This is a genomic window from Streptomyces rubrogriseus (genome assembly GCF_027947575.1).
Taxonomy (GTDB): Bacteria; Actinomycetota; Actinomycetes; order Streptomycetales; family Streptomycetaceae; genus Streptomyces; species Streptomyces rubrogriseus.
Window position 1 is genome coordinate 3,317,546 of sequence record NZ_CP116256.1, and the last position, 24,654, is coordinate 3,342,199.

Sequence of the window (24,654 nt, forward strand, 5' to 3'; positions counted from 1 at the left end):
TCTTGACCGGACCGCGGTCTTCCGCCCCGGCCCCCGCTTGTGAGGACACACCATGCCAGTCCACTACGACGACGCGCACATCCGAGAACTCGGCCAACTGTGGATCTCCACCGGCGAGATGCTGCAGGAAGCCGTCGGGGTCATGGACGGCGCCGTGAGTTCCATGGCCGGAGGCTGGACGGGCAAGGCGGGCCACGCGGCGGAACTCGTCTGGAACGGTGTCGCCGACCACAACATCCGGCACGCGCTGCTGGAGGCGGGCACGGTGGCGGTCGAGATCGGGCAGGCGATCATCAACTACGCCGACGAGTTGCAGAAGGCCATCGACGAGATCAACCGCGCGGCCCTCATCGGAGCGCTGACCACGATCTTCGGCATGGTCCTCGGCGTCGCCTCGTTCGGCATCGGCGCCGTCCTGGCGCGGCTCACCTCGCTCGTGGGCCAACTGGTGCAGAGCATCGCCTCCAGCATCTCCCGGATCGCCGCCGCGGCCGCGAACGTCGGACGGGCGGCGGCGTTCACGGCGGACTCGGTGCTCAACGCGGGCGTGACCCTCGGCACCGACCTGTTCGCGGGATGGCTGGGCTCCAAGGCGGGGCACGGGCCCATGCACATCGACTGGGAGTCCGAGGGCATCAACATGGGCCTGGGCGTGTGGACGGGCTGGGGGATGGGCGGAGTCGACATCCTCAAGGGCCCGAACACCGCCGCGGGCGGCAAGGGCCTGCCGAACGTCTCCACCCCCGGCCCCGCCCCCAGCCCCAGCAAGGCGTCCAGCCTCTCCGTGCCGCACGCGGGCAACAACATCCCGAACGTCGGGCTGCCGCACGTGGGAGACCTCGCCCCCTTCCCGAACTCGGTCGTCCAGACCAACCACGCACCGCCCACCGGCGCCGGCGTCACCAACCCCGTAAGCGCCGCGCCCGGACCGAACGCCGGTGCACCCGGCACCACCACCCCGCTACCGGGCACCGTGCGCCCCGGGCAGGAGCGGCCGGGCACTCGGACCCCCGGCACGGCCCGGACGGACTCCCCGGCACCACACCCCCTCCCCGCCCCCTCCGCGGACCGGACCGCGGGCGGCGGACAGCCGCCCCACACCGTCCGGCCCGGTCAGGTCCACCCCGAGGGGACGTCCCCGGCGGTGTCGGGTCCGACGGCGCCGACCGCGGTGCGGCCGGGGGAGGTCCGTACCGACGGGAGCACGCCTGCCGTCACAGGACCGAACGCGCCGGTCACCCCGCGGCCGGGGGAGGTCCGTGGCGGCGGAAGCACGCCCGCCGCCACGGCACCGAACGCGCCGGTCACTCCCCGGCCGGGCAACCAGCTTCCCCACACCGCGGGCAACGACCTCGCCACCGGCAGCGGCACCCCGCCCGCCCCCGTACGCAGTAGTCCCTCCACCCCCCAGACGCCGCACGCCTTCCTGGACGGTCCGCGCAGCGCCGGCCTCCCGGACGCCCCGGGGGTCTCCCCGAGCCCGCACGGCGGCGCCGGAGCGGTGCGCGAGACCACCCCCGCGGGCCCCGGCGGCGTGCCACGCACGAACAGTCCCCGGGGCGAACAGAACACCCCCACCGCGACGTCACACGCCCCGGGCTCGGGGGAGACGACCCCGCGCAACACCGTCACCTCGCACCCGGGCAACCTCCAGGCCCCCCTCGCCGAGAGTGCCGCGGGCGGGGGCACCACGGTCCACGACGCACCCCAGGGAGCCCCGCACCGCGGCGCGCGTCCGGTCGAGCCCGGCCACGAGGCCGCCGCCGTGCCCGCGCGCCGCGACCCTGCCGCACAGGACACGCCCGGCCCCCAGAGTCCGCACACCCCCGCTCCCGACGGCGGCGCGACGCCCGAGCGGCAGTGGCACACCTATCGGCAGGAGCACAACGAGCGGACCCTGCCCGTCGTCGAGGCCGAGGCCCGGCTGGAGTTCCGCGGGGAGGAACTCACCGCCTCGTGGAACAAGGCGTACGACACGTTCGCCGACAACAACGTGTTCGGCGGTACGCGCGTCGCCCGGGACGGGCACCAGATGCGCAACGCCCACTGGCAATGGCGCCATGACATCACCCAGCAGTTCCGGGCCGAGGTCGAGAGCACGGGACGCGTCTCCTCCGAGGCGTTCGACCGCATCGTCCACGACGCCAAGGCGAGCGCCCACAACTACATCGTGCGCGCCGACCAGAAGGAGAGGTTCGCCGCTGTCGTCAAGGAACGGATCGACTCCTACAAGGCGAACCGGTTCGGTGACGGGGAACTGCTGCCGGACTTTCAGCACGCGCCCACGAAATCCGTCTTCGACAAGGACCTCAACCGATTCGTCAAGGACGACAGCAAGCTGTACGGCCACCCCGACGACGGCACCGCCGCGCCCGGCGACCCCTTCCGTGACCGGTCGCACGACTACAACGTGCTGGAGCAGTACTACCTCGCCAAGGAGGCCCAGCTCGACGGGATCCTCGACCGGTACCTGCACCACGGGGAGACCGGCGGGGAACTGCCCGCCCGCACGGGCCGTGAGATCGACACCCTCGTGGAGGGCGTGTTCGACGACATCGGGGCCATCGCATCCCGGGAACGGGACATCCGGACCGCGACCGGCGAGCAGTTCGACGACGTCGTCCGGTGGAACTCGCGGGGCCGCGACGCGCTGTCCGAGGACTTCGTGGCCAAGGTGCGCCAGGACTTCGAGTACGACCTGCGCACCGACCACGACCTCGTGTTCCGCCACGGCGACGGAGCCGGCGCCCGCGCGCTGTGGGACCTGAGGACGAGCCGGGCGATCGACGAACTCCCCGGCCGCATCGCCAAGGAGCACTTCGTCCGGGGCCGAGTGGCCGAGGAGACCGCCTTCGCGCAGAACCACCTGTCCCAGTTGGGCGAGGACTTCCTCGGGCGCTTCGGCGAGGGCGGCCGCGAGCGCGTGGTCGCCGAGTACCTCGACGCCGTACGGGCCACCGCCCAGCGGCACTTCGACGAGCGGCTGGACGGCCCGGCGAGGGCCGGGGAGACCGCCGCGGAGTGGTCCGGCGCCCGTGACGACCTGCGTACCTCGCTGCCCGACCGCATCCGGCACGAGGGCGACCTCCAGGCCGTCGTCGGCGAGGCCGCCCACGCCTTCCACGAGATCGCGGGCCACCCCGGCAGCACCGAGGCCTTCCCCCTGCACGAGGACACCCTCGGCAGGCTGGGCAACGACTTCCGCACGGAGCGCGCCACCCGGTACGACGAACTTTTCGCCCCCGAGGGGCACCGGACCTCGGCCTGGCTGTCGCACGAGTCGCGCGCCGAGGACGGCTTCCAGGCCCGCCTCGACGACCTGCGCGACGGCGACTTCATGCCCGAGCTGCGGAGCTGGTCCTACCCGGTCTTCCAGGACTGGCGCGCGGCTTCGGCCCCGTCCGGCGAGGGACACCCGGCCGCCCGCCCGGGCACCCCGGACCGGCCCGTCTCCATGGACGGCGACGCCGCCCCCGGGCACCGGACATCCACCCCCGCACACGACGCGGCCTCCGAGGCACCGGCTCCCGCGCCCTCGCGGACACCGGCGCCCCCGCGGCCGGACCCGGCCGCGCACACGCAGGTGTCCGCGCAGCCACAGACCGAGCCATCCGCACCCGTACACACGCGGCTGGAGGCGCAGGCCCCACCACGCACCCGGACCGAGCCGCCGACGCAGACCGACGCCGCCCCGCAACCACTCGGTACGCGGGACCAGGCAGCGCCGGCACAGGTCACCCTGGACCGGGATGCGGCCGGCGCGCCCGGAACCGCGGTCCGCACACCCGACGTGAGCGCCCACACCTCGGAGCGGCAGCACCGAGCGCAGCAGCCGGCGCAGGCATTGCGCCAGGACGAGCCACGGCCCTTGGACGAGGGCTTCGGCAGGCCGACGGCGGTCCCGCACCACGCGGTCCCGTCCGTCGACCCGGCCGAGCTGGCGAAGACCATCCGGGGCGTGCTGGCGGAGCGCGGCATCGAGGACCTCCCGTCGGGCCGGCTCCACCGGGCCCACGAGGATCTGCTGAACGTCGGCATCCTCACCCCGCGGTCGACGCTCGCCGAACGGGCTTCGGTCGTAGCGGAGTTCGTGACCGAAAGCGAGCGTCTGACCGAGGCGGTCAACGACGAGCTGGGTGCGAGGGCAGGCCGGCCGGTGACCTACGAGGAGGTCGGCGACGCGGCGTGGCAGCTGGCGTCGGAGACCGGCGAGGGGTTCACGTCCCTGTCGGTCCCCGCGCAGGTGGAGGCCATCGCCGACCACATCCTGGGTACGCCCCGGCAGGACCGGGCCGAGACCACGGCAGCGCGCACGGTGGACAAGGGCAAAGCCGTGGACCGCGGCCGGGACGCCGACCCGCAGGAGCGCACCGGGGAGCCGGTGGACGGCTTCGACCAGGACCGGGCCCTGCGCGAGCTGCAGGCGCAGGACCCACTGCTGCGCGACCTGACCCCGGGCGAACTGCGCGACGCCTTCCGCATCCAGGAGCACACCGATCCCGCCGTCGCCGGGGCGGAGCGGCTCACCCGTCTGCACCACCTGGGCCGGATCGGCCGCGAGCTGCACCTGCACGGTGTCGAAGCCGCCTGGGACCTGGCCGGACGGCTGTCCGAGCACGGCGACCGGACGGGCCTGTTCGGCGGCAGCTCCGAGCCGGCGGCGACCTCGACCGCCGGTCAGCCCGCAGATCCTCCGGGCACGACGCAGACCGCTGCGCAGGCGCACTTCGCACATCCGGAGGCGCACCTGAGCGCCGACCCCAAGTCGTTCCTCGGAACGCACGTGCTGTCCCTGGACATGAAGACCGGTCTCGAGACGCACGCCCCGGGTCTGGGACCGAAGGACCTGGACGACTTCATCAACGCCCTGTCGATTCTGCCGGGCCACGCGGGGCACCTGTCGGAGCACCGCTTCGTACTGTCCCAGCGGGGCGTGGACACCGCGGGGAAGGCGGTGTTCGCGCTGGCCCCGGCGGTCGAGTGGTACGTCGGGCACTACGGCACCGACCGCTTCTCCTTCCACGAGGACACGGTCCTGCCCGCCCCGAGACCCGAGGGCGAGTACGTGAACGCCGTCTTCGTGCCCTACCTGACGCGCGGCTCGGAGGACTACGCGGAGAACGTCGGTCACGCGGACGTCCTGGCACACCCCGGCCTGTCGGACCCCCGCCTGGTGCTGACGCCGACGATGAACGGCTGCGCCTACGCCGTCACGCCCTCGACGCGGGAGGGCCGGATCACGGTGTGGCACTACCAGTCCCCGGACACCAAGATGCCTGCCCCGGTGGTGTTCCGCAGGGAGCAGCGGCCGACGGACTGGTACGGCGCGGGCGAGTACTACGGCGGCGTCGCGGAAGGGGAGCTGTTCGAGGTCGCCAACGTGATGGCGTACGGCAGGGACGGCTGGGAGATCGTCAGCCAGGAGACCCACACGGGCGCGACGGACACCACGACGACCCTGGCCCGCGTCCGCAGCCGCGCGGTGCACACGGAACCGGGCCACGAGCTGACGTACACGAAGACCGCCTACCAGAGCCTGGTCCACAGCGAACTGCACGACTGGGACCTGCCGCAGGCGCTCCGCAACATCGAGGGCGTGCGACCCCAAGGCCCGGACACCCAGATGCTGCGCGCACTGCACGACCGTATCGCCGCGCACATCCAGGGCGAGATCGACCGGCTCGGCGCGCCCACGACGTTCGACGAACTGCGCGGCCTCGCGGACACGTTCTCGAACGGGCGGGCAGCGCTGAAGACCGACCTGGAGGAACAGGTCGCGCGCGCCGCCGCCGAGGCCGCCTCGTGGGCCACCACGGAGAAGACCAAGGCGGCGGTCACGACGCGACGCGACCACGCCGAACGGATGGTCGACCAGTTCGTCAACCGGCCCGGCCAGGACTGGATCGAACAGTTGCGCGGCGAGTCGGCCCCGGAGCACCCGCGGACGACGGCCGCGTCCTACCAGCGCAAGGCGCGCACAGAGCTGAACAGCGCCCTGTCCACTGTGAACATCGAGATCAACCGCGCCCTGGGCGCCAAGCCGCAGGGCACGGTGGCGAAGACCGTCTCCGACCTCGCGACCTCGGTGCGCGGGCAGATCGGGCGCGAGATCGACCGGCTGGGCCGGGCGCAGGACTTCACCGTCCTACGGGGTCTGGCCGACCGGTTCGCGGCGGAGCGCGGCGACCTGCGCCTCACCGGAGAGGCGGAATACCACGCCAGGACTCGCCTGGAGAAGGACCGCAAACAGGTCGAGAGGTTCCTCCCGCTGGTCCGCAGCATCCTCGACGCTCTGGTCACCCCCCGGCTGGAAGACTGGATCAAGGGCCTGCGTGAGGAGACCACCGCCGTGACCCGCGCCAGCGCCTGGCAACGGCTGCCGCACGACGAGCAGACGGAACTGGGCAGGCAGGTCCAGAACCGGCTGCCCCGGGGCGTCAGGGAGGACGCGTTCTTCGATCTCCGGGTCCGGGACGCCTACGACGGGCTGGACGACGCCGTCCGCAACGGGCCGCCGGCCGGTCGGGCGGACCGGATCGCCGACACCCTCTACGGCGGGCCCCGGAACCCCGACGTGGACGATCTCTTCGTCCACTCGGTCAACGACCTGCTCACCGGCATGGGCAGGGAAGGGGTGTCGGCCTGGCGAGTGCACCAGACCCACCGCAGCCTCGAAACCTCGCGTGGAACGGCCTTCTCGCGGGGCAACAGCGTCTTCCGCGCGGAAGCGGTCGCCAACCACCTCGCGGGTCTGCCCCACACCGCTCGTCCGGGAGGTTCGCGCGACGACTTCGAGCAGCAGCAGCCGCAGGAGCCGCGGACGGACTACACCAGGGTCGTCGGCAAGGGCAAGGGTGTCGCACAGGACCAGGTGGACGAGGACCCGGAGTTCGTCCAGGGCTCGGCGAGTTCGGGCCGCCTACTGGAGGCCGACCGGGAACGGGTGACCCTCGACCAGGCCCTGCGGGAGGCCTACGAGGACGAGCCCCTGCTGCACGGACTGCCGCTGGACGCGACGCGCGAGGCCTTCCGCATCAGGCAGTCCGAGGGACCCTGGGTCCCCGGCGTGCGGCAGCGGGAGCGACTTCGGGAACTGGCCGACATCGGCCGGGAGTTGCACCGCAACGGTCCCGAGGCAGCCCGTGAACTGGCCGCCCGGCTGGCCCGGGACGGCGGCCGGGCCGACACGGACCGGCGGGCCCCGGTGTCGCAGCAGCCGCCGCAGGCCGTCGGCCCGACGGCCACTGAGAATTTCCATGTCCCGGTCACCGTGTGGAGGTACGACCGTACGGCCCTGCCGCACACCCACACCGGGCAGCAGGGCAGTGGCCTGTGGCGGGACGTCCGCAACCCGTCCCGTACCGCCACCTCGGAGCAACTGGGGCTCGGGCCCGGCCACCGGGAGCACGGCGACCAGTTCGACGAGGTGACGGACCGCGCCTACGGCAGCGGAAACGTCAACATCACGACGCTCGGTGAGATCGCGGCGCCCGACCGCTGGGCCAACACGGTGCGCCGGGTGCTGCCCGACGCCAAGCGGCGGGTCGAACTGGCCCTGCGGGAGCTGCGCGCCACGGACGGCGCTCCCCGGGGGGCGCTGCTCGACGCGCTGACGAGCAGCTTCCCGCTGTTCCAGCGGACGACACCGCAGGAGGCCGCACCCCTCCTCGCCCACCTCACCGAGGTGCTGGAGCGGGTGGCCGCCGGGCTCGACTCCGGCACGGCGACCGTCACCCTGGTGGGCAGGACCTCGTACCACCTGGCCGCGGCGCTGGCGGAGAAGGCCGGCGCGGTGGGCTGGGTCGATCCCGCCGCCCGGGACGTGACCGGCCGTCTCCTGGACCCCCACCGGATGAAGCGCGACGAGATCGCACCAGTCTTCGCACGCAAGGGCCCCATTCACCTCACCAAGGCGAACGACAAGGACTGGGACCTGGCGTGGACCCTCGTCCACGAGGCCACGCACCGGTACGCCGGAACGGACGACTACCAGTACAGCAGCTACGAGATGGAGCGGGTCGAGGATGCTCTCGGCGCCCCCAGGCCGGAGAACAGGCAGGCCCGCGATCCGATGACCTACACCGGGGCGGACGAGTCGGTCCTCCCGGCGAAGCAGCACAACTGGTACGCCATGGGAAGGCGTTCGCTGATGAACGCCGACTCCTTCGCGCAGTTCGTCATGACCCTCACCGGGGAGCGGCACGCCGGACTCGGCCGGTGGTACGCCGGACCCGGCGTCTCCCGCGTGCTGGGTCTGGACGCGGACCTGGCCCAGCGGGTCAACCGGAGGCTGACACGGCTCGGGCACGAGCCCGTCGACGCCGAGCGGGCCGTCGAGGCATACCGGGAGCTGGGATCGGGCGGGGACGCCTTCGCGCACCTGGACTTCCGGGCGCGGGTGGAGAGGACCGCGCGGCACATCGCGGGACTGGGGAGCGACCTCAGGCCAGGTGGTGCCAAGACGGACGGGCACGGCGCGGTGGGCACCGCCTCGGCCGGGACCCCGGAACGCCTGCTCGGCTCCGCGCCGTTGGAGACCGTCCCCGAGGTGGACGAGACTCCGGACGCCGTCACCGAGACCCTCGCGGCCACGACCCGTCCCGCGACCATCGGCGTGGACCTGGAAGAGCGCCGGCCGCCGCGCCTCGACCGCGAGCTGCCGCCCGCGCCGACGACCACGGGCCCGGTGAGGTTCAGCGACGGCACCCGGCTGCCCGTTCAGATGGCCGAGGGCGTCGGCACCCGGCTGACGGAACTGCCGCCGGACGTCGTACGCCGCTCGTTCGCCTTCGGCCAGAGCAACCCCCGACTGCGCGGCATCGACCAGGTCGTGGCCGAACTGGGCCGGGAGCTGGCGACCCGGGAGAGTACCCGTCCCGCGCCGCCCAGGGGACAGAAGCAGGGCGCCCCCCTCCTGTTGGAGCAGGTGAGCCGCGCCCTGCGCGACGACACACGTGGGTTCTTCGGCGACGGCAAGACGTTCGGCTACCGGACGGCGAACGGCAGGACCCGCGTCCTGCGGGTCACCGCCCGGCCCTACGGCACCTGGGAACGGTTCACCTTCGGCTTCGCCAACCCGGTCAAGAACGACGTCATGCGCCGGTCGACCACGACCGGTGGACAGGTCAAGGCCAACGGCACCTCCTTCGGCCTGTCCCCGAGTGTGCCCCTCGGCCCTCTCAAGTCGTTCCTGTCACCGTGGGCCCGGCTGCACGCGCAGGTCAACTTCGGCAAGCAGGTGAAGTACAACCAGCAGCGCCAGGTGATCAACCAGACCGAATCCCGCGCCTCGGACACCTCGAACCTCCATGTCGACGACGTCTGGTACGAGTTCTCGGTCCAGGACCGGCGCGGCCGGCCCGTCGACCTGAACGGCGAGGCGATCACCGAAGGGGACCCGAACCGGCAGGCGGCCGGGTTCGGCTTCGCCGTGCGCGACGGCCTCACGGTGCGCATCCCCGACTCGATGACCAGCGGCGCACCGCCCGCGGGCGAGCTGCCGGAACGCATGACCATGACGGGCGAGGCCCGCTACCGGCTGGTGATCACCGAGGACTTCGGCCCCGTGGGCCACATCCACGACTGGGTGGTCGAGCAGGCCGGTGTGGGCCCGGGCACCGTGGCCGCGGAGCGGATCGGCGCGTTCTTCTCCAGCAGCGGCTTCCACGCGATGTCCCGCGCGCTGAACTCCGGCCCCGTGTTCACCCCGCCGCTCCTCGGCGGCACGCACGGCGCCGACCCGCTCGGCGCGTTCTCCGTGCGGGTCGAGTCCGGCGAAGCGGTCCTGATCAGCGAGACCAAGGCGGCGGAGCTGCGCGACATCACGCAGAGCACCTCGCGCAACGAACGGCAGGTCGGCAAGGTGCGGGCCGTCGACGTCGGCGCCGTGCTCGGTCCCGCCTTCCAGCTGTTCGAGCTGGGCGGCGGGGCGCTCAACCTGCGGGCGCAGGCGGGACTGACCGCCCGCTACGCCGCCGCGCGCAACCGCGGCACCGTCTCGGGCGGGACCGCCGCCCTGAAGATCGCCGGGCAGGCCAAGACCACCGACACCGGCCTGTACCTGGTGCACAAGAGGATCACGGTGACCGCCCCGCCGAACAAGCGGGCCGCGCCGCTCAGGTCCGGGCCGGGCGAGGGAGGCCGTCCCGGCAGGCTGCGCAAACACTCGCCGCGGAACTGGAGCGAGGAACCGGCCACCCGGGTCTTCGACACCTACGCCATCGAACGGATCACCCGCACCGAGGCGCGCCGGCTGGCGGGGCTGGACAAGACGCCCGAGCGGACGACGCCGGAACCCCCGGCGCCGCGCTACCTGACGGAGAACGATCCGGCGACGCTCGGCATGAGCCGGGTCGAGGAGTTCACGTTCACCGACGGAAGTGTCAGCAGGGTCGTCGACGGCAGAACGGTGACGTTCCCCGAACACTTCGCCGACGCCGTGCTCAAGGAGGTCGGCAGGGCCTATCCGGACCTGGTCGCCCCCCTGCGCGAGCTGAACCCGGACAACCCCCGCTGGCGCGGCGCCGACCACTTCAAGACGGTGCTCAACAACACCCTGGAGATCTACAACCAGCTCGCCCACCACAGCCTGGCCACGAACGTCGAGACGATGCTGACCACCGGGCTCCGCATCGACCTGGTGGAGTCGGCCCCGCTCTCCCGCGGCCACCGCTACGTGTGGATCGACGCCAAGCTGACCGGACGGCGCTACGAGGGGGACCAGCAGGACCTGCGGGTGCGCTTCAGCGCTCCCGGCACCGAGGTCGTCGGCGGCCAGCGCAGCGGTTCCCGCGGCGGCCAGGCGGGGGTGGAGGGCCTGCTCTCGCTGAGCGACACCACCCCCGGCGAAGTGGGCGGCGTCCTCCAGACGGGCACCCTCTCAGCCGGTGTACGCGCGGGTGGGCGCACCGAATCCGAGAGCGGTTACGGCATGTCCGCGGCCAACGAGCAGATGTCGTACAACACCGGCGGCTCCCACCTCTACAGCTACGACCTGCGCCTCGACGCCAAGCGCGGCGGTTACTCCCGTCCCCGCCGGTGGATGCGGGGCCTGGTGCTCCTCAACGTGCTGGGCACCCAGCCGTTCGTGTTCGGCGAGCCGGAGAGCCCCCTGTTCACCCCCCGGCCGGGCACGGAGGCGGCGGGTCTGGGCAGGGTGCTGCTGAGCGTGCCGGTCGAGCACACTCCGGCCGTCACGTCCGCCCCCACGGCACGGACCGCATCCGGCCCGCGGACACAGAACGTCCCCGCGACGCAGAACGTCCCCGAGACGGCGCCGGAGATGACCCGGCAAGAGGCCCTCGACCTGGCGTTGGGGACGGGCAGGGCGCTGGAGGACGCGGCCGGCCGGGAGGCCTCCGTGCTGGCACCGCATCCGCACCAGACGGTCTCCGTCACGTCCGGCCCCGAGGTGACGCGGGCACTGGAGACGACGCTCGACAAGGCCACCGGGCGTTCCTGGACGGCCGGCCGCAAGGGCGCCCCGGTCCACGACGCGGCGATCCAGCTCACCGACAGCAAGACGCTGCGGGCCAACCACGACCAGGCCGACACCCCCATGGGCTGGCGGGCACCGGAGCTGTGGGCGGCGGCACCGTACCTGAACCGTTCGACGTGGCTCGCCCACCGCACGACCGTCCTGCCGGGCCTGACCGCGCTGACCCGGGCGGAGACGATCAACTCCGACTCCGTCGTCGGCGGCACCCTTCAGGCGTCCGGCCGCAGCGCCCGCACCAGCACCCTGTTCCTCGGCGGCCAGCTGGGCTTCCGCCGGACCCACGACGCGGGAACGGGCGTCACCGGCACCTACGGCCTGCTCGTCAGCCCCTACCGGCGGGACCTGTCCGCGTCGCTCACGGTGCAGCGCTCCGCGGTGACCGAGGTCACCCGCAGGGACGGCGGCCGCCACGTCCTGGTGGCCGCCTCGCTCCTGCACGAGTTCGCGGCCGCCTCCGACCGGCTGGGCACCTGGGCGCACCGCGTCCCCCACCTGCCGACGTCCCTGGCCTCGGCCGCGGGGAGCAGGGTCGTGGTCCCCGACGGCCTCCTGGTCCATGTCCCCGAGAAGCACGCCCACCGGCTCGGAGCCCTCGAGGACGCCTTCGGTGACGTGCCCCTCTACAAGCAGCGTTCGTGGTCGCCGTTCCCCTGGCTGCGCGGGGCGTTCGGCGGCTGGCCGGTCAACCCGCTCAACACGGCGGCGGCACTGAAGCGGTTCGAGGAGCAACTGGCGCCGCTCGGGCTCACCACACAGGACCGGGAGCAACTGCGCCGGCTCGTCTCCGGACGCGTGATGCGGGCCATGGGCAAGGAGATGAGCGGCGGCACCGGCGCCTCCGTGCCCGCCCGCATCGGCCGCTGGGGTGCGGAGTGGGCCGAGACCTGGGTCGGCCACCGGCAGGTGCGGTTGCGGGCCCAGCTCGTGCCCGTGCCCACCACCCGCGACGACTTCGGCGGCCTCGGCCACGGTGTGGAGCTGGAAGAGGCCCGCCACGCCGTGGAGTCCGTCCAGCGCGCCGAGGGGCGCAGCACGGGCCGGACGATCGGCATGGCCGTGACCGAGGGCGCCCGCACCGGCGACACCTCGGTCCCCATGGCGGGGCCCTCCTACACCCAGACCGGCTCCTCGACACAGACCCGCGCGCAGACGCGGAGCGAGGGCACCGTCGACATCTCGACGGTCGCGATCTCGCAGGCCCACGGCGAGTACGCCACGCAGTACGAGCTGAGGCTCGACCTGGAGATCACGGACTCCGCAGCCGCCACCCCGAAACCGGCGCGGCACGGCGGCGCGGAGCGGGCACAGGAGGCGGCCGGCGACTGGTGGCGGGCGTGGGCGGGGCGGCGCAAGCACAGCATCTCCGTCCAGCAGAACGTAGGACAGCTCATCGAGCACCTGCCGATGAGCCTGATGCGCCCCGATCCGCGGCTCACCGAGGAGGAGGCCGCCGCAGCGTCGACAGCCGACCGCTTTGATCCACTGGCGCCGCCTGAGCTGGACGAGCACGCGCAACCTCACCGGGCCGAGCTGCCACGGGCGTTCGGCGCGGGCGGCTGGCACGACGTCGCGCACCCGGGCAGCGACCCGCGGACCAGACCGTTCGAGATGCCCGAGCAGGGCTTCTCCGTACGCGGCATCGTCGGGCTGGAGGGGCTTCACGCCGCCGGCACGCTGGCGCTGGGCGCCGCCTACGACGCGTCCCTGCCGGTGCCCGAACACGGCCCGCTCGGCCCCGACCTGCTGGCGCGGGCACGGAACACGCCCCTGACCCGGGCCGGGTCCGGACCGGCCCAGAGCCTGGAGGACGGCACGTCCAACGGCGCGCTGGCCGCGTTCTACGGGCACACGCTGACGCCCGACGGCTACCAGGTCGCCGGGCTCACCGACCGCGGCTTCTGGGGCGGCGCGGACGGCAGCCTCACCCTGTACTCCAAGCCGGACCTGTCCGGGGCGCGGCTGCTGACCGTCACGGACGGCGCGAAGTTCGAGCACGCCCACCGCAGCACGCACGGCGCGGGAGCGTCCGCCGACCGGGCGGGCGCGGCCGAGCACGTCCTGCACGCCGGTCCGACGACCACCTCCCCGGCACTCGGCACCAACCAGATGGGCAGCGGTTCGGGGGCTCAGGGGCTGGACTCGGCGACCTCGGGCCAGACCGCCGAACATCTCGCCTCCGTGAACACCAAGCCGGACAAGGCCCGGACGTTCCTGTTCGCCATCCCCACCACGTGGATGTCCGTCGCCCATGTGCGGCACCACGTCAAGGACAGCGCCCCGGCCCGGTTCGTCCGCAGTGCCTTCGGCAACCCGCAGCGGCTGCCGCAGGCCGTGGAGACCGAGGCCAAGGTGCTTGCCTGGGTGCGCGAGGACGTCGCCCGGCAGCTCGGCCTGATCGACGACACCCTCTTCCCGGCCGAGGTGTCCGCGTCCTGGGACGCGGTGGCCGACGCGGAGCAGGCCTGGATCACCGCCGACGAGGACTACTGGGAGCTGCGCCGCGGCGACGGCTTCGAGCGCGAGACGGCACTGATCGCCGCCGAACGCGCGGTGTCCGAACTCAACGGCGGCGAACCGCTGCCCGCTCCGTCCGTCGAGGACGCCCGCGCGGCCCTCGACGCCGCGGAACGGGAGGACGCGTTCGCCGAACCCGCTCACGACGGCTGGGCCGAGGTGCGCGACCGGCGGATCGAGCTGGCCCGGGCCCAGGTGGCCCGGGCGGTGGCGGATCAGCGGCTGAACGAGGTCAAGGAGGACCTGGAGGCACTCCGGGCCCACGCCGAGGGTCTGGCGATCACCTACGCCGAGGTACGCGAGGCCACCGACCGCCTGACGAACTGGCACCAGCTCAACGCCACCCCCCAGGGGCGCGTCCAGCTCCAGGACAGCCCGGCACCGCCCCGGGCGGTCTTCACGAGACACGCGGCCCCGGAACCGGCGAGCCGCAAGCCCTCGGCAGCCGTGCCGCAGGCCCCGGACACGCAGTCCCCGAAGGTGAGGGCTCAGGAAAGGGAGCCGTCCTCGGCGGCGGCGACCGGCGAACAGGAAGGCGAGACGCGGCCCGCGTACTCCGCCGCGCCCTGGCAGCGAGGGCAGGACGGCGGAGGATCGCTTCAGGACCGACGGTTCGACGCCGCGTCCGATCACCGCGGCCTCACGGCCACCGGGCCCGACGGCCGACGCGTGTTCTTCGACCTGCACCGGCCCGAGGGCGACGGCAACGGGTTCTACGCGGCAGTCCTCGCGGCCGGAGGAAGCCGGACCGGCGACCCCGCGCGCCTGGCCGCACAGGTCGCCCGCAGTTCGCACATCCCGGACGGTCTCGGCCTCGACCCGCGGGCCGTCTTCCACACCAGGGAGGTGGCCGCGGCACTGGACCGGGCCTTCCGGGACGAGCCGGGCCTGCGGGAGCGGATCCGTGAGCGGATGTCCGCCGACGGCGGGCGACTGCCACGGGCGCTGCGCTCGCGGCTGACCCCGCAGGAGATCCGGGGACTGGTCCGCCGGAACCTGCTCACGGCGCGGGGCTGGGACGCGGAGACGGCGGCCGCGGCCGCCGGGGCGACCGCACGGACCCTGGCCGTCGACCTGACCGTCGTCGAGGAGAACGGCACCCACACGTCGTATCCCGGAGCCGTCGACGGCACCGCCGGCCCCCTCCCCGAGGTGACCGTCTACCGAAGGGGCGACGCCTACCTCGCGGCAGTGCCGCGCACCGCCCCGACCGCCGTGACGGAAGCCACGGCCGGACGGCGGGCGCTCCGGCGGGTGCGCCTCGCGCGGGCCGCCGCCATGCGCGACACGCTCACCCGCAGCGCACCGGCCGAACGGCTCGACGCCATGGCGGAGTTCGCCACGGCGGCGCAGGGTCTGGCCGAGGCGTTCACCCGCAGGGCCGCCTTCCAGGAGCGGATCGACGGCGCCGGTTCGTCGGCCGACCCGCACTCCGCCGCCGCACCCGCACAGGTGCTGGACAGCGCCCTGACCCGGTTCGACGCGGCCGAGCGCCGCATGGAGGAGGTGGGACTGGGAGACCTCTCCGGCCGGGACGACCCCCTGCTCCCGGCAGAGCTGAGCGAGCTGCCGGCCCCGCGGTTCCTGGCCCTCATGGAGCGGGCCGGGCAGGTGCTGGGTTCGCCGGCCGTGGTGGTCGGTGCCGAGCGGGAGGCGCGGGAGGCGGCGGACACGTACCGCGCGGCGACCATCGCCGTCGCGGCCGAGCTGCTGCAGGGCGACGAGTCCTCGGCCCGCGCCCTCGCGGCGGACCTCTCCGAACAGCTGGGTACCAGCCGGGAGAGACTTCCCGGCGGTGCGGTCGTCGTCGGCGGCCACGACTTGACCGTGGAGTTCTGGGAGACGGCGCGAGATCTGCAGGAGGGCCTCGAACGGGACCTGGAGCAGCTCCGTGCCCAGCTCGACCGGCGGATCCAGGAGGCGAACGCCCCGAAGACGGGGCGATCGGTCCGGAGCCGGGTCTCGGGCTGGTTCGGCACGCGCTCCCGCCCCGTGGGGCCGGTCCTCGACGCGGCCGAGGAGATCGAGGAGATCCGCGACGAGATAGCCGCGCTCCCCGCCGACGTGCTGCGCGAGCAGCGCAAACATCTCGCCGATGTCGTCAGGCACATCGAGCGACGCCTGGAGAACGAGTACCGCCAACAGCTGTTCGACGAGAGGGAGTGGCAGGACTTCCGGGCCGACCGGGACCGGATCCGCAGGAGACTGTCGCGCCTGATCGTGGAGCCCACCGGGCACCGGGGCCACCACGATCTGCTGAGCAGGAGTGTCGGCGGGCACCCGGACTTCGGTGCGAAGCGGCAGGACATCAAGGTCGACACCTACTCCGACCTGGCCCTCGGGGTGATGGGGTGGATCGCGGCGAAGCCCAACCGGCACGCGGAGAAGGAACTCGCCCTCCGGGTGCAGTCCGAGGGACGGGTCGAACCCCTCCTGGACGTCTTGCTGACCCGCGTCCACACGCACGTCCGGGGCCTTCGCGACGGGCCGCGGATGCTCGCCGAGATGGAAGCGGGCGTCTCGCACGCCGACGGCACGCCACTGGGCGCCTACCTCAGGCACTTCGACAGGCGGAACCTGCCGGAGGAGCTGACGCACCTGGCGACGACGGTGGGTGACCGCGGTGGCATGGCGGGCGTCCTGCGCGACCCCGCGGCGTTCGGATTCCGCGACAAGATGATGGTCCTGCACGACCTCATGGAGTACTTCAAGGCGAGTTCCCACTACCCGAAGACCTACGGCAGCGGCCAGCTGCCCGAGGACACCCTGCACGACCAGCAGGCCACGGTACTCGTCGACGCGGCCGGCCGACGCACCCATTCCTCGGCGCACCGCGCGCAGAACGTCCTCGGGGACGGCACGCGGCATCCCTCGACGCGGGACGAGCACGCTCCGTCCACGGTCCTGGCGCGCGAGTTGCGTATTCCGGTGTGGGCGGGACAGTCCAACACCGCCATGCGGATGTTCAATCTGGCCCGATGGGCGGGGGCGTCCCGGCACGAGATCGCCGCGGAGGCGTGGGGCATCTTCGCCTTCTGGCGCCTGCACTACGACCACCGGGAGAGGCTCGCCTATCACACGCTCCACGAGACGATGGACGTCGCCTCGAACTTCGGTGTCCCCTACTCGCTGGCCGACCGTGCGGCCGGGCTCGCCGACGTGAGCGTCGAGGCGGCCCTGACGGAGATGGAAACCAAGGCCGCGGACCTGGCGTTGCTGGCCACACAGGTGGGCAGAGCCGTCCGCGTTCTCTCCGACCGAGAGGTGTCGGAACGGGTCGGGCAAGCGCTGGACGAACTGGATCCCGCCATACGGACCATGTCCAGCAGCGCTGCGGAGATCGAGCGGGGCGTGCGCACGCTGCGGCCCCGCGCCGCCGAGCGGCTCACCGGGCCCGACGTCCGGACCTTGACGGAGCTGCTGGACAACGAACGGACGGGCCTCGCCGCACTGAGGACCGTCGAGCGGCACGCCCCCGTCGTCACCACCGCCCTCCAGGGCGGTTCTCGCGAGCACGGCCTGGATCCGCGGGCCGAGGGCTGGGAGACCGGGCGTGGCATCACGCTCATGGCGCCGCGATTCGGGCTGCTGGAGCGGGAGCAGGAGCAGGCGCTCACCGGGCCCGCGCCACGCGGCGGCAAGACGACGGAGGAGTTCCGTACCTTCAGCCGTCCGTATCCGCACGCCTCACGGTCGTACCGGTACGAAGTGGGCACCGCGGGCACGCTGGTGCTGCCGGACGGTTCCGTACTCACGGGGGACTGGACGCGGTTCGGGGACGACTTCCTGCACGGGCAGGGGTTCGTGCTGCGGGGCGACCACGGCTGGATCGGCCGGGTCCTGAACCGGGACGAACTGCGGGCCGTGCTGCCGGCCGACCCGGCCCGGTACCGCCTGACGGCGGACGAATCGCGGATGTACCTCGTCCCCGTCGGGCAGCCGGGCCGCGTGGTCGTCCTGCCGTTGGCCGAGAATCACACCGCGACCGACGTACCGGTGGCCGAAGAGGGGACCGAGCCCGCCGACGCATCGGTGCTCACCCCGGAACCGGCGCTCACCCCGGAACCGGCGCTCACCGAGGAGGCGGCGAGCGTCGAGCAGGCCGATCTCCTGGACCCGGAGCGGTTCCGTCAGCAGACCACGCATCCGGCGGCGTCCGGCCTCCGGTCGCTGTCGCGGGTGGCGGATCTCGACCGGTTGCTGAACGAGTACGGGCGGATCGACGCCGACGACCACGCCCTTCGCGCGCGGGCGCTCGACCGGCTGGCGGACCGAGCCCGCGCCTACGCGACCACCACGAAGGACGAGACGCGCCGCCGGGTCGTCGGGCGACTCGCCGAGCAGGCCGGGGCCCGGGCCACCCGGTACCGGCGGCAGGCCGAACAGGCGTCCCCCGATCCCATGGACACGGCGTCCACCGGACCGCTCGGCTACCGCGAACGCATCGCGCTGGCCAAGCGGACGTGGCAGGGGCCGGTGACCGAGGAGGTGGCACGACTGGAACGACTGCTGCTGGAGGCGGGCCCCGGCTCACGCTCGCTCGTCCTGGGAGCGGTCCCCGGCGACCAGGTGTGGGCGATGAACATCATGGGCGAGATCCGCTGGTTGGAGCAGTCCACGGCTCAGGTGACCCGGGCGCCGCAGACTGCACAGGGCATCGTGCAGTCGATCGACCTCGATCCGCAGGCGCGGGTGATCAGGCCGGACCCTCGGCTGCTGGCCGCCGAGGCAGGCGGCGGAGCGGCCCGCTTCTGCGAACTGGTGCTGGGCGGGAACCTGAAGCACGTCGTCTGAGGAAAGGCCCCCGGCGCGAAAACGCCGGGGCCGCCCGGACCGTGGGAGGTCCAAGGTGGCCCCGGCGCCGTGGTGACGCGCTGCCGTGCGAGGTCGCGGCCGATCAGCCGGGGAAGTTCCCGAGCTGGGAGTCGAGTGACTTCAGCAGCGGCACGAAGTGCTCCTCGTGCCGCACCGCCAGCGCCCGCTGGGCCTCCCGTACGGCGGCCAGGACCAGGTCGGCCAGGCCCTGGGCGTTGTCCGGGGCGGCCACGGCCGGGGTGATCCGAAGGTCGGTGAGTACACCGTTGCTGTCGACCGTGGCCTTCACCACGCCGCCCCCTGCCGTGCCCTGCACGGTCACCGAGCTGAACTCCTCCTGGGCACGGGCCAGGTCCTGCTGGAGCTGCCGGGTGTTGTCGAGGAGTTTCTCAAGGCCGGGGCCGCCGTCGAGGTTCACGTCTGCGTTCCGATCGTGTAAGGGCCGGTTCGGGGATGGGGCGCTGGCCCGGCGTCGGGTCAGCGCTTGCTCCACTTCTGGTTGTCGGTGCCGTAGCAGGTCCAGAGCTGGAGTTTCGTGCCGTTGGCGGTGTGCTTGTCGGTGATGTCGACGCACTTGCCGATCGCGGTGTTCACCAGGTCGTGGGCCTTGTTCACCTTGAACTTCTGGGCCCAGCCGCCGTTGCACCGGGCGAGCTGGACGGGGGTGCCGCTGCCGTCGGAGGCGCCCGCCAGGTCCATGCAGAGGCCGTACATCCGAGCCGTGCCGTCGGAACGGAAGTCGACCTTCTGGGAGGAGCTGCCGTCACAGTCCCAGATCTGCAGGCGGGTGCCGTCCTTGGCGGCCGGCGCGGAGATGCAGCGACCGCTGTCGTGGCTGTATACGGAGACGCCCGGCGCCGCGTCCGACTGAACCCGCTGGGTGCTGTCCTGCGTGGTCGTGCCGGGCGAATCGCCCGAGGACGAACCACCGTTGGATGCGCCCGAGGCCGAACCCGGTCCGGAGGCGGGACCGGTGCCTGCCGGGGCCGACGGGGGGTGCGCGGCTCCCGGCGGGTCCGCGACGTCGCCACCGATGCCACCGGATTCCTTCGTGACCGGCAGGCCGTGGGAGCCGCCGCCCGAACCGCCGCCCGAACCGCCGGTGCCGGGCGCGACAGCCCTGCCACCATCCGACTTGCCCCGCGCCGAAGCGGTGTTGTGCGGTGCGCGAGCCGAGGCGGCCGGTGAGACGACGTCGGCCGCCGCGGTCTTCTTCTTGTCGGCCGAGTCGGACGAGTCCGACGGGAGGTTGGCGACGGCGAAGACGACCAGGACCGCTACCGCGGTGAGGGCGCCTGCGGCGACCAGCCACTTCCATGGCCGGGGGCGTGGGTTGGTGCCTTGTGAGGACTTCGTCGTGCGCCGGACGAACGCATCGGCGAAGCGCGAGGAGGCCCCGTCCAGGAGCGAAGGGTCCTGCGAGTTGGATTGGGGAGGCACTCAGTCTCCTGTGAACTCGGAAACCACGGAGCGGTCATGGAAAGATGATGAGCCGACTGTCGCAGCGTAGCTTAGCGTTCGAGCGCCGTACGACGCACACGGTGTGATGGTGTCTTCGGTCCCTCCCTGACCGGCGATCACAACAGTGTTCACCCAGTGTTGTGCCCGACGCCAAGCCGGCCCTGGACGCCCCGGCGACCTGACGGGCCTGGCGGCCCTCGTCTGGGTGTTCAACCCGGCCTTCGGACTGGCCCTGGTGCTGCCCGGCCTCGTGCCGCACTTCCTCACCGGCGGCGCGGCCGATGTCTACGGCAACGCCACCGGCGGACGCCGAGGCGCCGCGTTCGGCTCCCTTCTCAACGGTCTGCTGATCACGTTCCTGCCGGCGATCCTGCTCAAGGCGCTCGGCTCGTTCGGAGAGGCCAACACGACTTTCGGCGACGCCGACTTCGGCTGGTTCGGTGCCGTGCTCGGCAGCATCGGCAAGCTCGACGGAACCGTGGGTCTGATCGGCCTGCTGATCTTCGGTCTGCTCATCCTGGCCGGTGCCTGGATCATGCAGACGAAGGTCGTCGACCCTGGCTGGAATCCGGGCGGTGGCGTCACCGCAGCGCCCGCGGAAGCGGACACAGTCGTTCCCGCACAGGCGGCGGGGGTGGCGACGTACGCGACGATCACCCCGCCGCGCGGCGCTCCCACACCACCGCCCGCTCCCTGAGCGGTCGTTGGTGGACGCCCGTGGGCTGCGTGCCGTGTCGGCGTGGTGATCGGGGCACGGTCCGAGCTGCGCGGGCAGACTGCGTTGTCCGCGCAGCCTGCCCGCATCCGCCCCGCCCCGCCCAGGCCCTGAGGCCGACGGAACCGGCAGCGATGTCGAGACTCAGTAGTCCCAGACCGTCGGCACGAAGCGGAAGGCATTGCCGGCGGCCGCCACGTGGCAGACGGACGGGAACGGGAGATGGCTGGCCATCAGGTGCTCGCCGCTCGCCGCCATTTCATTCAGCAGACGCATCCGGACCCGTGCCGACTCCTCGGGGTCGTGTTCGAAACCGTTGTACCAGCCGGGCTGATCGAACCCGCACTGGAACACAGCGTCACCGGCGAAGGTCAGCCGCTCCCCACCCGACTCCAGACGGACGATGCTGTGACCGGGAGTGTGACCGCCGGTGCGCTCAACCAGAACTCCGGGCGCCACCTCGAACTCGGTCTCGAAGGGGTGCAACTGGCCGCGGTAGACATCCAGGAACCGCGCGGCGGTCGTTACGAGCGTCTCGGGCACCGGCGCCGGCATGGCGGTGCGGGAGAAGTCGGGCGCCTGCCAGAACTCGGCTTCGGCGGCGGCCAAGTGGACCCGGAGGTCCTTGCGCAGACGGCCCCTCAGGCCCTCGACGAGCAGTCCCCCGATGTGGTCCATGTGCAAGTGGGTGAGCACCACGTCGGTCACGGACGCGGGATCGATCCCGGCGGCGTCCAACCGCATCGCCAACTGCCCTGCCCGGGGGAAGCCCGGGAACTCCGTACCCAGCCCGGAGTCGATGAGGATGGTTCGGTCCCCACTGCGGACCACGGACACGTTCAGCGGGTAGTCGATCACCTCGGGCGGGAGGAAGTTGTCACGGAGCCAGGCCGACAGCTTGGCTTTGTCGGCATTGGTGGCCAGCGTCGCAGGGTTGATCGACAGCACCCCGTCGCTGAACACTGTTACATCGATGTCGCCGACCTTGAGCGCGTAGCGCGACGGAACTGCCTCGTCCCTCATTGCGTCCGGGCGTGCGACGTTGATCTGGTTCATGTGATCGTCCTTTGGCAAGCGTCGACAGAAGTCACGACGAAGTGACGAGGCCACTGCGGCCCTACTCTCTCCGTGACAGTTCAAGAGCAGCGCTTGTGACGGTCCTTCACACAACCCACACGATCGTGGGGAAGTCACCTCCGCGGCCTCGCATCGTGACCACGTGGTCGCCGTGAGTATGGCCGTCAGGGAACGGCACGGCCTCGGGGCGTGACAGGGTGACCAGTCGCTCAGACGTCCGGCGTCTCGGGTGAGTGCCGCGTGGACGGCCTTCGGGTACTGATCGACGTCGTCCACGGCGTGGAAGGCCGCCGGATACCCAGGCAGACCGCCGCCCGTGGTGGACCACGACGCCGTGGATGGCGGCCTCTGGTAGAACCGGGCGGTGGGCCCTCGGAGTCGCCCCGAAGACCCCTTCGTCCGACCACGGCCCGTCCGCTGCCCGGACTACACCCTGGAGCCCGCTTTGGCCTTGCGAACAGCTCACACCCGGCCCGTATCCCTTCTCCTGGCGACCGTGCTGGCGGCCTCGGCGCTCACCGGCTGCACGCTGATGGACCTCGCCCAGGACTGCGAGGGGACCGACGCCCGGGTCGAGGAGCTGGCGGCGCTCCACATCCTTGACTCCCGGCCCGACGGGGCCACCGTCGCCCGGGGCTTCGAAGAGGTCGACGCCGGTTGCTGGTCCGACAGCGGCGACGCCACGGTGTACGCCGAGCGGACATACGCCTTCCCCGGCACGCGGGCCGACGTGGCAGCGCATTACCGGACGGCCGCGCGACAGGACGGATGGAGCCCAGACCCCGACGCCGCGCCCGACGTCCTGAGCTTCGTGAAGAAGACCATGAACCTGCGGATCGTCTTCCTCACCGCCGAACTGCTCGCGGAGCTCGCGCAAGAGGGCCATGGAAGCCGCCCCGACCTCAGCACCGGTGCCGGTTACTCGATCAACGTCGACTCGTACGCATAGCGGCACCAAGGCGGGCTGCTGGACGTCGGCATCGAAGAGAGGGCCGCGGCCGAGCTTCAGGTCAGGCCCCAGGTCCGGGTTCCCCGACGAACGCCCCGACAAGTTCGCGGACGTACGCCTCGTCCGTGCCCGGAATCGAGAAGACCACCCGGAAGTAGAGCGGCGCGACGATTCGGTCCAGCACCTGCTCCAGGGACGGGGGCGGGGGTGTGTCGCCCCGCTCCCGTGCTGTGTCGAGTACCGGGCGGAAGCGCTCGCCGACCCTGCGCAGACACTCACGCAGTCCCTCGTGCCGATCGTCGACGTCCGGCGCGACCTCGGCGCGGAAGAACGCGATGCCGCCGGGCCGGGAGAGTTCGGCCAGCGTCCAGGCCGCCTGGTTCTCCAGGTCGGTGCGCAGGTCTCCGACGAGCGGGGGTGCGCCTGACTCGCCGCGGTGCTGGGCGACGTCGGCCAGGAGTGCGGCGAGTGTCCCCCAGCGCCGGTAGACGGTACTGGAGTTGACCCCCGCGCGCTCGGCCACGGCCGGGAGGGTCACCTGATCGGCGCCGCGTTCGGCAACCAGCGCGATCGCGGCGCCGTGTACGGCGGCACGAACGCGGGCGCTGCGGCCGCCGGGCCGCTTCGTCGGTGCGTCAGTGTTCACCCCTCCACTCTAAAGCAAAGAGTTGCGCGTTAAACGCCGGTGAGCCTACAGTCACGCTAAAGCGGAAGTCATCGCTTTAACGCTACGAAGGGAACACCATGTCCAGCAACGAAGCCGCCCTCGCCCTCGGGCGCACCTTCCATCAGGCCCTCGTCTCGGCCGACTGGAGCGGCATCCGAGCCCTGCTGCACGACGACGCCACCTGGTCCCTGCCCGGCGACAACGCCATCTCAGGCACGGCCGACGGCGCCGACGCGGTGGTGGAGCGCGCTCAGCAAATCGCCTCGTACGGCCTCGACTTCAAGCTGCTGCACCTCCTGGTCAGCAGGGAGAACCTGGCGCTCTCCCTGCACAACACGGCCCGCCGGGAGGATGCGGTCCTGGACGAACACCTGGCCACCGTCTGCCGGCTCCGCGACGGAAAGATCGCGAGTATCGAGACCTATCTCTCCGACGTACCCGGGATGAACGCCTTCTTCGTCTGACGACTCCCGGCCGGGGCTGGGACCCGAGTCGGGACGCGTCCCGCGAGTCGGGGCAGTCTTCAGTCAGTGGTTCGCGACGGTGGCGCGGTGCGTGGGCGATGCGCCCGGACGTCCACGGGGCGTCCATCGGGATCGCGAGCCGTCATCGTCCACTGTGTGGGAAGTGTCGTGATCGGGCCGACCGGCCACCCCGAATCCAGGATTCGATCGCGAACCTCGCACAGCCGCGCGTAGGTGCCCACGCGAAGCCCCCATCCCGCGTTGCCGAGCGGATCGAGGTCGGTGGTGGGGGCGGTATCGGTTTCGACGATCATCAGGTGGTCGTCCCCGCCGACGTCGACGACTGCGATCCGAGGATCGGAACCGGTCGCGGCGCGCTCGAACGCGAGCGCTGCTCCGAGCAGTTCCGTGTAGTACCCCACGAGCCGGTCGAGGTCGGCCGTGGCCAGCGTCAGATGGTTGATTCCCAAGAGATCCGCCATGGTGCGCCCACTG

At 72.3% G+C, this 24,654-nt stretch carries 8 protein-coding genes and 1 pseudogene; 4 read left to right on the plus strand and 5 right to left on the minus strand.

Annotated elements, in window-relative coordinates; all coding sequences use genetic code 11:
• Positions 1-52: 52 nt before the first annotated feature.
• Complete coding sequence (locus Sru02f_RS15160) at positions 53-18,805, plus strand: hypothetical protein (RefSeq protein ID WP_109030550.1); 18,753 nt, start codon at positions 53-55, stop codon at positions 18,803-18,805.
• A 103-nt stretch (positions 18,806-18,908) separates the two neighbouring features.
• On the opposite strand, the gene Sru02f_RS15165 is transcribed toward Sru02f_RS15160, so the two are convergent.
• Entirely contained in the window at positions 18,909-19,244 is a 336-nt protein-coding gene (locus Sru02f_RS15165; RefSeq protein WP_159107506.1) for a YbaB/EbfC family nucleoid-associated protein, read from the minus strand.
• Positions 19,245-19,303: 59 nt separating this feature from the next.
• Positions 19,304-20,266 carry a ricin-type beta-trefoil lectin domain protein gene (locus Sru02f_RS15170; RefSeq protein WP_109030552.1) on the minus strand — a complete coding sequence of 321 codons (963 nt, stop codon included), beginning with the start codon at positions 20,264-20,266 and terminating at the stop codon, positions 19,304-19,306.
• Positions 20,267-20,459: 193 nt separating this feature from the next.
• Between Sru02f_RS15170 and Sru02f_RS15175 the strand changes: the two are divergent.
• Positions 20,460-20,984, plus strand: a pseudogene (locus Sru02f_RS15175) (PTS transporter subunit IIC); the annotation flags it as partial.
• Between the two features lie 162 nt (positions 20,985-21,146).
• Here Sru02f_RS15175 and Sru02f_RS15180 read toward each other — a convergent pair.
• Positions 21,147-22,058, minus strand: a complete 912-nt coding sequence (locus Sru02f_RS15180) for an MBL fold metallo-hydrolase (protein WP_109030553.1) — start codon at positions 22,056-22,058, stop codon at positions 21,147-21,149.
• Between the two features lie 517 nt (positions 22,059-22,575).
• Here Sru02f_RS15180 and Sru02f_RS15185 point away from each other — a divergent pair.
• Positions 22,576-23,028 (plus strand): hypothetical protein, encoded by a 453-nt coding sequence (locus tag Sru02f_RS15185; RefSeq protein WP_244941766.1) that lies wholly within the window; start codon positions 22,576-22,578, stop codon positions 23,026-23,028.
• 61 nt (positions 23,029-23,089) lie between these two features.
• Here Sru02f_RS15185 and Sru02f_RS15190 read toward each other — a convergent pair whose 3' ends face one another.
• The gene (locus Sru02f_RS15190; protein WP_109030555.1) at positions 23,090-23,674 is read right to left on the minus strand and encodes a TetR/AcrR family transcriptional regulator; all 585 of its coding nucleotides are present in this window, start codon (positions 23,672-23,674) and stop codon (positions 23,090-23,092) included.
• Between the two features lie 98 nt (positions 23,675-23,772).
• Here Sru02f_RS15190 and Sru02f_RS15195 point away from each other — a divergent pair, with 98 nt between their 5' ends.
• On the plus strand, positions 23,773-24,159 hold the full coding sequence (locus tag Sru02f_RS15195) for a nuclear transport factor 2 family protein (protein WP_109030556.1): 387 nt from the start codon (positions 23,773-23,775) through the stop codon (positions 24,157-24,159).
• 59 nt (positions 24,160-24,218) lie between these two features.
• Here Sru02f_RS15195 and Sru02f_RS15200 read toward each other — a convergent pair whose 3' ends face one another.
• Positions 24,219-24,641 (minus strand): VOC family protein, encoded by a 423-nt coding sequence (locus Sru02f_RS15200; protein WP_109030557.1) that lies wholly within the window; start codon positions 24,639-24,641, stop codon positions 24,219-24,221.
• Positions 24,642-24,654 lie beyond the last annotated feature (13 nt).

Excerpts from the sequence above, each read along its gene's own strand:
- Sru02f_RS15200 (WP_109030557.1), bottom strand. The coding sequence starts at position 24,641 with ATGGCGGATCTCTTGGGAATCAACCATCTGACGCTGGCCACGGCCGAC.
- Sru02f_RS15180 (WP_109030553.1), bottom strand. The coding sequence starts at position 22,058 with ATGAACCAGATCAACGTCGCACGCCCGGACGCAATGAGGGACGAGGCA.
- Sru02f_RS15160 (WP_109030550.1), top strand. The coding sequence starts at position 53 with ATGCCAGTCCACTACGACGACGCGCACATCCGAGAACTCGGCCAACTG.
- Sru02f_RS15195 (WP_109030556.1), top strand. The coding sequence starts at position 23,773 with ATGTCCAGCAACGAAGCCGCCCTCGCCCTCGGGCGCACCTTCCATCAG.